The organism is Shewanella avicenniae (genome assembly GCF_017354945.1).
Lineage (GTDB): Bacteria > Pseudomonadota > Gammaproteobacteria > Enterobacterales > Shewanellaceae > Shewanella > Shewanella avicenniae.
This window is the reverse complement of sequence record NZ_CP071503.1, coordinates 462,536-476,350: the sequence shown is the minus strand read 5'-3', so window position 1 is coordinate 476,350 and position 13,815 is coordinate 462,536. Positions and strand designations below refer to the sequence as shown.

Here is a 13,815-nt window from a genome sequence, read left to right as displayed (position 1 = left end):
GAATTCGTGAGTAGTAACTCTGCCTCGCCGAAAACAGAGCAATGGACAATACCTGCGTCACAGCGGGTTACAGTTGATCCATTACTGGATTGCTTAGTGCTCATGACAGAGTATTACGGTAGTCCATGCTCCGTTGAATCTTTGGTAGCAGGCCTGCCATTATCAACAGCCGTATTGCCAGCCGAACTGTTTCCGCAAGCCGCGTCTCGGGCAGGTTTAGCCGCTAAACTGATGCGTAAAGGGCTCAATGAAATCTTAGCGATTCAACTACCCTGCGTGTTGTTGCTGAAAGATAAGAAAGCCTGCATCTTACGTGAGCTGGATTTTGATAAGCATACGGCAGTGATTCAACTTCCAGAAACGGGTGGTGAACAACGGCTATCAATTGAAGAACTTGAAGCCATCTATGTCGGCTATCTGTTTTTGGTTAAGCAGCAGTACCGCGGTGATATGGGCTTTGATGTCTACCAACATGACCATAGCTCCCATTGGCTTTTACAGACATTACGAGATGCCGCGCCCATCTATCGGGATGCGTTAATTGCCTCGGTGCTAGTTAATATCTTTGCGCTTGTGTCGCCATTATTTGTGATGAATGTGTACGACAAAGTGGTGCCCAATCTAGCATTTGAATCTTTATGGGTACTGGCTGCTGGCGCTGGCATTGCCTACTTTTTCGATTTTGTCATGCGACAACTGCGTGCTTATCTGATTGATATTGCAGGTAAGAAAATCGACATTATTGTGTCATCACGGCTGTTTTATAAAGCCATTGGTCTGCCGTTAGAGAAACGTTCTAGCAGTGTCGGCGGCATGGCAAGGCAGTTGAGTGAATTTGACAGCATTCGTGACTTTTTAACCTCAACGACGATTACCACATTAGTCGACTTACCGTTTGCGATGCTATTTGTGGTCATTATCTATTTGGTTGCTGGTGATCTGGCGGTAATTCCGGTGATCGCTGGGGTAACAATTCTTATATTTACCCTCATTATTCAACCGCGCCTCAAACGCGCTATTGAAGAGAGTAATAAGTTCGCCAGCTTGAAGCATGGCCATTTGATTGAGAGTTTGTCAGCGCTTGAATCGATAAAAAGCTATGGCGCCGAAGGCCTGATCCAAAAAGCGTGGCAACAGATGATTGGCCACACCGCAAACTGGCAGCTGAAGACCAAAAAGCTATCAAATGCTGTATCGCACTTTGCTACCTTTATTGTGCAAGCAACGACAGTATTTGTGGTGATACTCGGGGTTTATCGCGTTGCTGATAACGCAATCTCTATGGGCGGCATCATTGCAGCGGTGATGCTTTCAAGCCGTGCAGTGTCACCGATGGCGCAATTGGCGAACCTAATGACACGCGCCAACCAGATGATTAGCGCCTTACGTCAGTTAGACGGCATCATGACCCAAGAAGATGAGTTTGAAAATAAAGGCCATCTGGTCACTAAACAACGGCTGATGGGGAAAATTGAAGCTGATAACATCACCTTCAGCTACCCAGGCACCGAGCAACCGGTGTTACATCCGCTGTCGTTGCATATTCAGCCCGGCGAAAAAATTGCAATTATTGGTAGAAATGGTAGCGGTAAGAGTACCTTAGCAAAATTGTTAGTGGGTCTTTACCAGCCCGCCAGCGGAAGTCTGCGCTATGACGGTGTCGACTCAGCGCAGATCCATCCAAGCGACTTACGGCGCAACTTTGGTTATCTCGCCCAAGACGTGACCCTGTTTCACGGAACAGTACGCGATAACATTCTATTTGGTACACGCTCGGTGACGGAACACCAATTGATGCGCGCAGTACAGCTGTCGGGCGTGAACCTGTTCACCGATATGGAAGCGGAAGGCCTAGACCGTCAAGTCGGTGAAAAAGGCGAATCGTTGTCTCGTGGCCAACGTCAGACCGTCGCATTAGCCCGAGCGATTTTGAACGACCCGCCGGTGTTATTGATGGATGAACCAACCGCCAGTCTCGATGCCCGCGCTGAAAAACAATTTATGCGCTCAATGGGACATGTTAGCAAAGACCGCACCCTCATCATTATCACGCATAAGATGGATCTGCTGCAGTTGGTAAATCGGATTATTGTGTTGGATCGCGGCCGTATCCTAGCCGATGGTCCGAAAAATAAGGTATTGGAGATGTTAAATCAGGGGCTGATGGCAGGAGGTAATCGTGGCTAAGTACCTCACACCTGAAGATCTCGAAATGGTTGACGACCTTTATGGCGCAATGCTGACCGAAGCACCATCAACCCACAAACACATCATCTGGGGCATCGCCACTATGCTGCTCTGTTTTCTGGTGTGGGCAGCAGTATCGAAACTTGACCGCGTTACCACTGGCACGGGCAAAGTCATTCCATCCAGCCAAGTGCAGGTGATCCAAAGCCTTGATGGCGGTATTTTGAAAGAGATGTACGTGCAAGAAGGCATGGTAGTGACCAAAGGTCAGCCACTGGTGCGTATTGATGACACTCGCTTTCGTTCAGATGCGGCACAGCAACAGCAGGAAGTAGATTCATTACGGGCAAACGTTATCCGCCTCAACGCTGAGCTTAGCAGTATTCAAATCTCCAATATTGCCCAAGATTGGCGTGAGCAGATCCAAATCGTTAAAACGCCACCTGAGTTTCCCGAAGGATTGCAAACCTCTCAACCTGAGTTAGTCGCCCGTCAGCAAGAGGAATTTGACGGTCGCTTAGATAACTTGGTTAACCAACTGGAAATTCTGGCGCGGCAAATCCAACAACGTCAGCAAGAAAACGAAGAGTTGGCCTCAAAAATTACTACGCTATCCACCAGTTTCCAGTTAGTAACGCGCGAACTGGAACTGACGCGCCCTTTGGCAGCGAAAGGCATTGTGCCAGAAGTAGAACTGTTAAAACTTGAGCGTAATGTCAACGATATTAAGGGTGAGCTTTCAGGTGTACGTCTTAATCGCCCCAAAGTGAAGGCTGCGATGGATGAAGCGATTTTCAAACGGCGCGATGCCGTGTTGAGCTACGCCGCCGATGCCCGTGCGCAACTCAACGAGATGCAAGCCAGATTGTCGCGCATGAATGAAGCGCAAGTGGGCGCCATGGATAAAGTGGACAAAGCGATTATTACTTCACCCGTTAATGGCACAGTAAAATCGATTGAGATCAATACGCTTGGTGGTGTAGTGCAACCCGCCATCAATATTATGGAAATCGTCCCGTCAGAAGACCAACTGCTGATTGAGACCAAAATACTGCCGAAAGATATCGCCTTTTTACACCCGGGCTTACCTGCGGTTGTCAAAGTGACCGCTTACGATTTTACTCGGTACGGTGGTTTAACTGGCACCGTGGAACAGATTAGCGCAGATACCACTCAGGACGAGGAAGGTAATAGTTTTTATCTGGTGAAAGTGAGGACAGACGAGTCCAGCCTAACCAAAAAAGATGGCACAAAGATGCCGATAATACCCGGTATGCTAACCAGCGTAGATGTAATAACTGGGAAACGAACAGTCCTTGAGTACATTCTCAATCCAATACTTAGAGCCAAAGAAAACGCGTTAAGGGAACGCTAGGCCCAAAGTTATAAACCTTGGAGGGGTTTACTATGATCACACTAACAAATCAGCGGTTGAAAGCCAGTGCACTTGCGCTGACTATTTCAGCGTTGATACTTCCAGGTGCTGCGTTAGCGCAAACACTGGAGCAAGCGGTGGCTTCTACTCTGGACACCAACCCTGATATTCGAGTTGCATTCAATCGTTTTAAGCAGCGAGAAGAACAAGTGAATCAGGCATTTTCTGGTTACTTGCCATCGACAAGCATCACTGCTGGCTATGGATACGAGAGAACCGACTCACCGTCAACACGCCGCCGTGGCGTGAATGATATGGAACTCGGTCGGGGTGAGTTTGGGGTAAGTATTCGACAGATGCTGTTTGATGGCTTCTATACTTCGAGCGAAGTTGCTCGTACCCGCCACGAAGCGACTGCTGAACAGTGGACCCTGTTTGCTACCGCGGAAGATACCGCACTAGATGTGGCACGCGTTTACGTGGGTTATATCCGCGCCGAACAGGTTTTAACCTTGGCGGAGAAGAACCTCAAAACTCACCAAGACATCTACGAGCAGATTAAACAACGCACTGACTCAGGTTTAGGCTCTACTGCGGATCTATCACAAATCAGCGGCCGTTTAGCACGAGCTAATGCCAACGTGATGTCTGCGCGCAACAACTTTATGGATGCTAAAAGCCAATTTTATCGCATCACCCACCAACAGCCCGACAGTCTGATTATTCCAGTGCCTGATGCTGACATGCTACCAAAAGACCTTACTGAAGGCCTCGCAATGGCACAGCAAAACCATCCGGTATTGAAATCAGCAGGTAGCGATATTTTGGCCGCAGTCTCTGAACGTGAGACAGCACAATCGACTTACTACCCAACATTCACATTAGAGTTGTCAGCCAACTGGAACAATGACCTCAATGGTGAAGATGGGTACAGTGCCATTGCCAGCCAAGATGTCGGTGGTTACTACAACGACGTTCAAGCCATGGTGCGCATGCGCTATAACATCGCTAATGGTGGCCGCGATCTCGCGCGCGAAAAAGAAAGCGCGTACAAATTGGGTGAAGCGAAAGAGATCCGTGAACGCGCTTATCGTGAAGTCGTTGAAGGAGTCGATCTCGCGTGGAACGCCTATCAATACTTGGCTCCACAAAAGCAATTCATTCGTGACCACGTTGTAGCAGCAAAAGAAACGCAAGTCGCCTACTCGCAACAGTTCAACCTAGGTCAACGCACCTTGCTCGACTTATTGGATACCGAAAACGAGCTGTTTGAAGCAAGACGAGATTATCTCACTGCTGAGTTCGATGAAATTATCGCAAAATATCGCGTGCTCAATGCAACAGGGAAATTGCTTGATTCACTAAGAGTCACTCGCCCAGCCGTTTGGCAAGGACAAGGCAATAACGAGGAAGGAGTACAGTAATGAAACTCTTATTGACACTACTGACGGTCGTCTTGATGTCTGGATGTTCGTCGATCTCATCAATGCGTGATACCGTCGCAATGGAAGGCGAAACCACGCAAGTGTATAACCTCAACGATGACGATCGTGATGGCGTTATTGAAGCTCGTGAAAAATGCTCGGGCACTGTAACGGGCGCCAATATCAATAATTATGGTTGTGGCACGGTGAAACCAATTAAAGAGCGTTCTGAACTTAAGGTATTGTTCCCGAACGATTCTTATTACATTGACCCTATGTACTACAGCCAGATCCAAACCATTGCGGACGTTATGAAGCAATACCCACACACTAAAGTGACCATTGAAGGTCACTGTAGCCGTACGGGTAGCTACGAGCACAACTTAGAGCTGTCACAAAATCGTGCCAATGCGGTGACAGAAGTGCTTAACCGTGAGTTTGGTATCGAACAAAGCCGACTATCTGCAGTGGGCTATAGTTTCGATAGACCTGTAGATTTAAGTGGTACCAAAGAAGCACAACGTCGTAACCGCCGCGTGATTGCAGAAGTTACCGGTGAAGATACAATGGCTGATATGAAGTGGACCATTTACACCGTAGATGAAGTTGTTAAATAGGAAACGCATTGACCACATTGGCTTTTGGCAAACTGTCGCTTTACGCCTTTTTTAGGCGGGTTTGCCATTGCGCCATTGTTGCTATGTTGGTCATCGTTATAGCTCCCCAAGCAGACGATGTAAAACCACTGGATGAAGGGCGCATTGTTTCAGTGCTATCTGATAAATATGGCCAACGCGCGGGGCTTCGAGCTCAAGCTTGGTTCAAAATTTTGGATAAAAGCCAACAACTTAGTGAGTTAGACAAGCTTAAAGCAGTCAATAGTTTTTTTAACCTATTTAGATTTGTTGATGACATCAAACTCTGGGGCGACAGTAACTACTGGGCCACGCCGTTAGAGTTTATTGGCGCCAACGGTGGCGATTGCGAAGACTTTTCAATCGCCAAATACTTTACTTTGCTACAGCTAGGCGTAGCGGATGAAAAGATGCGGATCACCATGGTAAAGGCCACCAGCGTAAACCAATACCATATGGTATTAGCCTATTACGAAAAGCCCTCCTCCATTCCGCTGATCTTGGATAATCTCGACCCCATGCTAAAGCCTGCAACGCAACGTAACGACTTGATCCCTGTTTACAGCTTTAACGGTAAACAGTTGTGGCTGAACAAAGAAAGAGGACGGGGTGAACTAGCAGGTTCCTCATCACGTCTCGAAAAATGGAATGATCTTAAATACAGATTAGGGGTTGACCGCTTACGTCAGCCACTAATGGTACTGGAGTAGCTATAACAATGACCTTGTTCAGACAGTTATATTCATTGCTCTTTGGGCTATTTTTGTTAGTGGTAGCAAGCTTGGGTTACGTGCAGTTTAACGAGACCCGCAACTTTCTATCGACACAAATGGAATCTGATCTTAACAACACCAGTCATTCGCTGGGGTTGATGCTAGTCCCCGCACTAGAAGCGGGTGACATGGCCACAGTAGAAACAATGGTCAACGTGATTTTTGAAGGCGGCTACTATCAACAAGTACAACTGACTTGGATGGTTGATGGAAAACAGCAAACATGGAATAACGCCATTCGCGTTAAAGGTGTGCCGCAGTGGTTTATCGATCTTAATCTGTTCCCAACCGTGGCGAGAGAAAGCACCATTACCTCAGGCTGGATCCAACTTGCAAACCTGAAAATCACCGCCCATCCAGGTTACGGTTATAACGAGCTTTGGCGCATTATGAGTAATACTATCATAGTGTTTTCCATCTTATTTTTGATCGCCATTCTAACCGCTAGAGTCGGATTAAGCTGGATTTTAAAACCACTGCACGATATCGCAGAGCATGCCAAAAGCGTCGCCAAAAGGGAATTTGGCCCCGACATGGTACCTCCGAAAACTCGCGAACTGAAAGATGTGGTGGAGGCCTTCAACAGCATGTCTTCGCAGTTAAAACATCTGTTTAATTCGCTCGACCAAGAAGTGTCTGATCTGCGTAAGAAGAACTTGGTTGATGCAGTATCTAACCTGCCCAATCGCCAATATATGACCAGTCGCCTCAATAGTTGGTTAAGTGAGCCCGACAGTGGTGCCTTGCTGCTGGCCAACTTAGCTTGGTTGGAAGATGTTCACAGTAAATATGGCTATCAAGTGCGCGATGAAACCATCAAGCTATTGGCGGAAACACTGCAAACCCAATTAAGAGAGGTGACTGATTCGGTGATTGCCCGTATTTCGGCCTATGAATTTGCTTTCTTGATCACCAATGTTGAACGTGAACAAACCAGTAAATATCTGCAAACCTTGATTCGCACCATCAACCAAGAGATGGTCAAAGCTGGTAGCAAACCCAATGAGGGCTATGCAATAGGGATTGCAGAGCGTATTGGCCAATCGTCGGTGTCCAGTATTCTGGCACAAGCCGATAATGCCTTACAGCAAGCACTCAAAGAGAGCCGCATTTTCCATTGGTATGAATCGAAGCAACAACAGCTGTTTACCCGTGAACAGTGGCGGTTCAAACTGACGGAAACCATCAACAACAAGAAATTTATGTTCCGTTGGCAGCCTATTCAGCAGTTAGGTAAGAGTAAACTGCTGCAACGTGAACTTTTCTGTCAGTTGCAGATTGAAGACAAAGTGGTTCACGCTGGCCAATTTATGCCTTACGTTGAGTTATTGTCGTTAGGTAGCTTGATGGACCGCTGTATTATCGAGAAGATTTTTGAAGACGGTATTCTCGACCGAGTTGAACAACCGTTGGCGGTCAACATCACCCATCAAAGTATCACCGATCCGAAATTCCATGATTGGTTAGCTAAGTTCTTAAAAGATGTGAATCATCAAGGACTACTCACCTTTGAAATCCAAGAAGCCAGTATTTATGGTGACCACAAAGCCTGTGAAGCCTTATGCCACATTATTAAGGAATATGGAGCTACGTTTGGGATTGACCACTTTGGACGTCAATTTGGCTCGATGACCTATCTGCAAAGTTTCCGCCCTAGCTATGTGAAACTTGATCAGTCATTTGCCCAGTTTGAAGATAACCAACACAATGTCGAATTGTGTCGCGCATTAGTGAATGTAGCCAAAGGCTTAGATATCACCGTTATTGTCACAGGTATTCAGGAAGAGCCGCAATTAGCCCGCTTTGATAGCCTTAAAGTTCAGGGTTACCAAGGCTTTATTGCGCCACCAGAAAATATCGCCTAAACAGCTAACTGCAGGCATCAGCTTTGATAGTGATGCCCGCACAACATTGCGTGTTGGGTGCAAAAGCTTACTAGCGTTGGCGTTGCCTTATTGCTGATAGCTTCGCGGCTTCAGGATGGGACTCTAGAAAGCAAAAAGCCTCTGCATTGCAGAGGCTTTTTTAGAATTTGGTCGGTGATAAAGGATTCGAACCTTTGACCCTCTGGTCCCAAACCAGATGCGCTACCGGGCTGCGCTAATCACCGAAAGGTTTTGTCTCTCGACACGGCTTTATACGTTGCCAACGTTGAAATCATCAAATTGGTCGGTGATAAAGGATTCGAACCTTTGACCCTCTGGTCCCAAACCAGATGCGCTACCGGGCTGCGCTAATCACCGACATACTTTGACTTTCTTACACCTTGCTACCATCCTAAAACAGTAGAAAGAATGGGGTGGCTGATGGGGCTCGAACCCACGACAACTGGAATCACAATCCAGGGCTCTACCAACTGAGCTACAGCCACCACTGAATTTTGCTAACTTTGACTGAGCTACCCTTACCTAGATGGTGCGCCCAGAAGGATTCGAACCCTCGGCCTCACCCTCCGGAGGGGTGCGCTCTATCCAACTGAGCTATGGGCGCCCTGCCGTGTCAGCGCCGCATATAGTAGGAGTATTTCATCGCCGCGTCTACGGTTATTTTGCATTTTTTGTTTAGTTGTTCAAGTTTTAGCTTAATAGCACAATATGACAGCAATCAGGTAAATGACAGTCGCCAATAATTTGGCTTGGCACTAAGATGCATTAATGATATTACTAAGCAGTTTAGTTAATAATTCAACAATTTATTTACAAGACGTTACTAACAACGAGCGCGACGGCAGTGCAAAATGCCACTCAAAAATCCGCGTTAGAGTGACGTTCCAACGTTAGGCTCGGGCGATAAATTGAATAGCAACGACACATTAGCAGTTGAATTTAAGCGAATCACAGTGGCGCAACAAGCACTCCTTGGTGTCTCTGAACTCGCCAATACTGTTAATACGATGCAGGAGTTTTACTTTGGTCTGCATCGGCATCTCAAGCAACTTATCCCCGCAGATAACTTCTATATTGCGTTAAAACAGCAAGACCGTATCGAGCTACCCTTTTTTGCGGATGAAAAGGACGCCCATCCTTCAGAAGTCTACTCTGACGAACATTTATCAGACACACTTAAGCGCGGTTTGACTGGTTACGTCTTACGTAATCAAACACCACTATTGTGTGATGAACATATGGCGCAAGAACTCACCGAACTGGGTGAGATCGACGATCTCGGTTCACCCTCGCATCAATGGTTTGGTGTGCCGATCAAACATCATGGCTTGGTGATTGGCGTCTTGGTCGTGCAAAGTTACCGCCCTGAGATCTGCTATAACCGCCGTGATCAAGAGTTGATGGAATTTATCAGCCAACATATTGCTGGCGTACTTGAGCGATTAAGGCATCAGCAACAGCTCGAATTGGCAATCGAGCAGCGCACCCAAGAACTTAGCCAGGCCTACGAGAAGCTCAAACTCGAAGTGTATGAACGACGTCGTGCCGAACGGTTGCAACGCTCGCTATTTGAAATCGCCGATCTAGCCACCTCGAATCTGGAAGACGGTGAGTTTTATGCAGAATTACACCGAGTCATAAGCCATTTGTTGCCGGCACAAAACTGCTATATCGCCTTATTAACATCCGATCGCAGTCAACTCGAATTTCCGTTTTATGTATCGCAGCAAAACAATGTACCGCCGAAGACGCGTCCATTAAAAGATGGCTTAGTGGAATACCTGCTTCGCACTCAAAGGCCGATGCTGTTAGACCAAAATGCAATGAAGAAGCTCATTAGCCAAGGGGAAATTTACAACCGCGCGCCCGATCTCAATCATACCCAATTGATGAAACAGTGGATTGGTATTCCGTTGATGCTTCAAGGAAGGATTTGTGGTGCGCTGGCGGTTTACTCCTTTAGTCATGAGCAAAAATATCAGTTTAAAGATATGGACTTGCTGACTTTTGTCTCGCAACACATCGCTACTGCGATTGAACGAAAGTACGCCAATGACACACTAAAACGCTCAAAAGAAGAGTTAGAAGAAAAAGTCGTTGAACGTACTCGCGAACTGGCACAAGCCAACAAAGATTTACAGCGCGAAATCTCGCAACGGCGCAAGGTGGAGCTTCAGCTTAAACATGATGCTAGCCATGATGCATTAACCGACCTGCCCAACCGGATGATGTTTATGGCGTGCCTCAAAGACGCCTTTAATATTCACCACGCAGCTAACAACGGCCAATTCGCACTGCTATTTATCGACCTTGACCGCTTTAAGTTAGTTAACGACACCTTAGGTCACCTTGAAGGTGATCATTTCCTGATCGAAACAGCGCACCGGTTAGGTCTTTGTATTCGCGAGCAAGATACCTTGGCACGCCTCGGTGGTGACGAGTTTGTGATTCTGCTGGCGCACATTCATCAAATAGAAGACGCAAAAGACGTTGCTGAGCGGATTTTGGCGGAGTTAGCCAAACCCTTTAATCTAAGCGGAAAGATGTTCAACTCTGGTGCCAGTATCGGTATTGCGATGAATGGCCGCCATAAGAATGAAACCAGCGAGTCACTGCTGCGCGATGCTGATACTGCAATGTATATGGCAAAAACCCGTGGTAAAGGCTGCTATGTGGTGTTTGATGAACATTCCCACGAGCAATTGCTACGCAATATTACCCTCGAAAACGAGTTACGCGCCGCGATCGAACAATGCCAAATCCAATTGAGCTTCGCTCGAGTTGAGTCGTTAGCCGATAGGCAAGAGATTGCCCGCGATGTCCGACTGGTGTGGCATCATGCTGAACATGGCATTATTAACCACGAGCAACTACAGCAACTGGCCGAGCAAGCCAATATGTTGCTTGATCTAGACCGCTATACGATTGAAATGATTAGCAGCAGTTACACCGCGCTTAATCTGTCGGGAGTATCGAGTCTACACTTGACGGTGTCGAGTCAACATTTGACCCACAAACACGCTCTACGCAATCTGAAAAACTGCTTACGGAATTGCCAATTCCCACTTGACCACCTGTGTCTATTCTTTAGTGAGTTGGCCATGGCGCGTGATAATGAAAGCCACGCCAGCGGCTTCGAAGAACTGAGGGAACTGGATATTAATCTGGGCATTAGCCACTATGGCAGTGGCTACAGTTCGATGGTTACCTTGAGCTTCTTGCCCATTAGTCAGTTGAAGTTGGAACCAGAATTGGCGCAAGGGATCCGCAGCAAACGCCATCAACGGCTGTTAAATGCGATTCGCCTCAGTGCTGAATCGATGCAAATCAACCTGATTGTCGATGGCATTCATAGCCAAGCCCAACTGGATTGTTTACGGCAAATGGGATTTAGCACAGTGCAATACGCGCAGACCAGCGACAACGGCGAAAGCATCGCATTAGCCTAACCATTGCATGGCGTGGTGCATGCGCTATTTCTTAAACATCTCGCGTAAATTGGCAATATTGGCTTTGCCAGTCTGCATCCGCTCCTGCTCGGTTTTCTTTTCCGGTTTGCGGTTATCCCAATGTAAATCGTCTTGCGGTAACTCGTCGATAAACCGGCTGATTTGGCTTTGAATCGTTTCGCCAAACTGGCGTCGTTCACGGGTGACCACAAAGAACAGTTCCTGCTGCGCCCGCGTGATCCCCACATAGGCTAAGCGACGTTCCTCTTCGATGTTATCTTCATCGATACTGCTTTGGTGTGGCAGTAACCCTTCTTCCATACCCACGATAAACACGTAGGGGAATTCCAAGCCTTTGGAAGCATGCAGTGTCATCAACTGCACTTGGTCACCCGCTTCATCTTCGTTATTGCGTTCCATCATGTCGCGCAACGTCAGCCGCGTAACCACTTCGGGTAAGGTCATTGGCTCATCAAGATCATCGCCAGCTAACATCTCAGTCACCCAGCGATACAACTCAGAGATATTCTTCATCCGCATCTCAGCGGCTTTAGCGCTGGGGCTGGTTTCGTAAAGATAATCTTCGTAGTTAATATTGCGGATCAATTGCTTGATGGCATCCACACCTTCGCCACGCTCAGCAATTTCGCCGGTATCAACAATAAATCGACCAAACTTAAATAAGCTCTCGATCGCGCCAGCACTCAAATGCTGATGCAGGCCGGCATCAAAAATTGCCTCAAACATAGAGATATGTTTGCTGTTGGCAAAATTGCCGAGTTTTTCCAAGGTTGCAGGGCCAATGCCACGTTTGGGCAAGTTCACTACCCGCAAAAAGGCATTGTCATCGTCAGGGTTCACCACCAAACGCAGGTACGCCATGATGTCTTTGATTTCTGCGCGCGAGAAAAATGAGGTGCCGCCACTTAATCGATACGGAATACGGTTGGTCATCAACGCCCGCTCCAGCAAGCGCGACTGGTGATTACCGCGATATAGCACCGCATAATCACCAAAGTTGGTTTTGCCCATAAACTTGTGCCGAATAATCTCTGCGACAACGCGCTCCGCTTCTTGCTCTTCGTTGGCCGCATTGAGCACCCGCAGCGGCTCGCCATAGGGCAACTCACTAAACAGCGACTTGTCGTACACGTGCGGGTTGTTGGCAATCAATATGTTAGCGGCACGCAAAATCCGTTGACTGGAGCGATAATTCTGCTCCAGTTTAATCAGCTTCAACTCGGGGAAGTCTTTGCCAAGTAGCACCAGGTTTTGCGGCTTAGCGCCACGCCATGAGTAGATAGATTGGTCGTCATCGCCCACCACGGTAAAACGTGCTCGCTCACCCACCAGCAGTTTGACCAACTCGTATTGGCTAGTATTGGTGTCTTGATATTCGTCCACCAGCAGATATTGAATCCGTTTCTGCCACCGCTTGCGCACCTCTTCGTTGAACTGCAGCAGCAAGGTGGGCAACAGGATCAGGTCATCAAAATCGAGCGCATTGTAGGCTTTCATGTGCTGCGCATAACGCTGGTATAGCAATGCAAACAGCTGTTCTTGCTCGCCTTTGGCGATCTTGCGGGCGCGGTCGGGAATGATCAGTCCGCCTTTCCAGTTTGAAATTGTCGTTGCCAACAAGCGCAGTAAATCTTTGTCTTCTTGTAGCTCTTTCTCAGTCAGCTCTTTCAGCAGCGCCATCGAGTCCTGATCATCAAACAGGGAAAACCCCGGTTTTAACCCCAGCGCTTTGTGTTCACGTTTGATGATTTCTAAGCCCAGTGTGTGGAAAGTCGAGATCCACAAGCCACGGGCTTCTTTGCGACCAATCGACTGTGACACCCGCTCTTTCATCTCTCGCGCGGCTTTGTTGGTAAAGGTCACAGCAGCAATATGGCGCGCCTTATAACCACAGGTTTGGATGAGATAGCCAATTTTATTGACGATCACGCGCGTCTTACCACTGCCTGCGCCGGCAAGGACTAAACAGGGACCAGAGATGTAATGAACGGCATCGTTCTGCGCGGGATTTAACTTCATCAATAACACTAGGTAGCAACTAAACAGACGCGCAATCATAGCAGAC

Annotated in this window: 8 protein-coding genes and 4 tRNA genes; 7 read left to right on the top strand and 5 right to left on the bottom strand. The window is 47.5% G+C overall.

The features are described from left to right. Nucleotides 1-6 precede the first annotated feature (6 nt). The 6 genes from JYB87_RS02085 to JYB87_RS02060 all read left to right on the top strand — a co-directional run bounded on the left by JYB87_RS02085 (nt 7) and on the right by JYB87_RS02060 (nt 8,259). Nucleotides 7-2,187, top strand: coding sequence for a type I secretion system permease/ATPase (locus JYB87_RS02085; RefSeq protein ID WP_228729927.1), 2,181 nt, complete (start codon nt 7-9; stop codon nt 2,185-2,187). After that, nucleotides 2,180-3,562 (top strand): HlyD family type I secretion periplasmic adaptor subunit, encoded by a 1,383-nt coding sequence (locus JYB87_RS02080; protein ID WP_207355264.1) that lies wholly within the window; start codon nt 2,180-2,182, stop codon nt 3,560-3,562. Before JYB87_RS02085 ends, JYB87_RS02080 begins: the two co-directional genes overlap by 8 nt. 32 nt (nt 3,563-3,594) lie before the next feature. Continuing rightward, entirely contained in the window at nt 3,595-4,986 is a 1,392-nt protein-coding gene (locus JYB87_RS02075; protein ID WP_207355263.1) for a TolC family outer membrane protein, read from the top strand. Next, nucleotides 4,986-5,603 (top strand): OmpA family protein, encoded by a 618-nt coding sequence (locus tag JYB87_RS02070; RefSeq protein WP_207355262.1) that lies wholly within the window; start codon nt 4,986-4,988, stop codon nt 5,601-5,603. Before JYB87_RS02075 ends, JYB87_RS02070 begins: the two co-directional genes overlap by 1 nt. Before the next feature lie 83 nt (nt 5,604-5,686). Further along, nucleotides 5,687-6,331, top strand: coding sequence for a transglutaminase-like cysteine peptidase (locus tag JYB87_RS02065; protein WP_207356572.1), 645 nt, complete (start codon nt 5,687-5,689; stop codon nt 6,329-6,331). An 8-nt stretch (nt 6,332-6,339) separates the two neighbouring features. Then, nucleotides 6,340-8,259, top strand: coding sequence for a bifunctional diguanylate cyclase/phosphodiesterase (locus JYB87_RS02060; RefSeq protein ID WP_207355261.1), 1,920 nt, complete (start codon nt 6,340-6,342; stop codon nt 8,257-8,259). Between the two features lie 168 nt (nt 8,260-8,427). On the opposite strand, the gene JYB87_RS02055 is transcribed toward JYB87_RS02060, so the two are convergent. From JYB87_RS02055 to JYB87_RS02040, 4 genes are all read right to left on the bottom strand, one after another. Then, nucleotides 8,428-8,504: transfer RNA gene (locus JYB87_RS02055), tRNA-Pro, on the bottom strand. Nucleotides 8,505-8,560: 56 nt separating this feature from the next. Beyond that, nucleotides 8,561-8,637, bottom strand: a tRNA-Pro gene (locus JYB87_RS02050). 52 nt (nt 8,638-8,689) lie between these two features. Then, nucleotides 8,690-8,765 (bottom strand) — tRNA-His (locus JYB87_RS02045). Nucleotides 8,766-8,807: 42 nt separating this feature from the next. Then, a tRNA-Arg gene (locus tag JYB87_RS02040) sits at nt 8,808-8,884 on the bottom strand. 304 nt (nt 8,885-9,188) lie between these two features. On the opposite strand from JYB87_RS02040, the gene JYB87_RS02035 reads away from it, so the two are divergent. Further along, on the top strand, nt 9,189-11,729 hold the full coding sequence (locus tag JYB87_RS02035) for a bifunctional diguanylate cyclase/phosphodiesterase (RefSeq protein WP_207355260.1): 2,541 nt from the start codon (nt 9,189-9,191) through the stop codon (nt 11,727-11,729). 24 nt (nt 11,730-11,753) lie between these two features. Here JYB87_RS02035 and rep read toward each other — a convergent pair whose 3' ends face one another. Then, a complete protein-coding gene (gene rep / locus JYB87_RS02030; RefSeq protein ID WP_207356571.1) occupies nt 11,754-13,769 on the bottom strand; it encodes a DNA helicase Rep in 2,016 nt (671 codons plus the stop codon). Between the last annotated feature and the right edge of the window lie 46 nt (nt 13,770-13,815).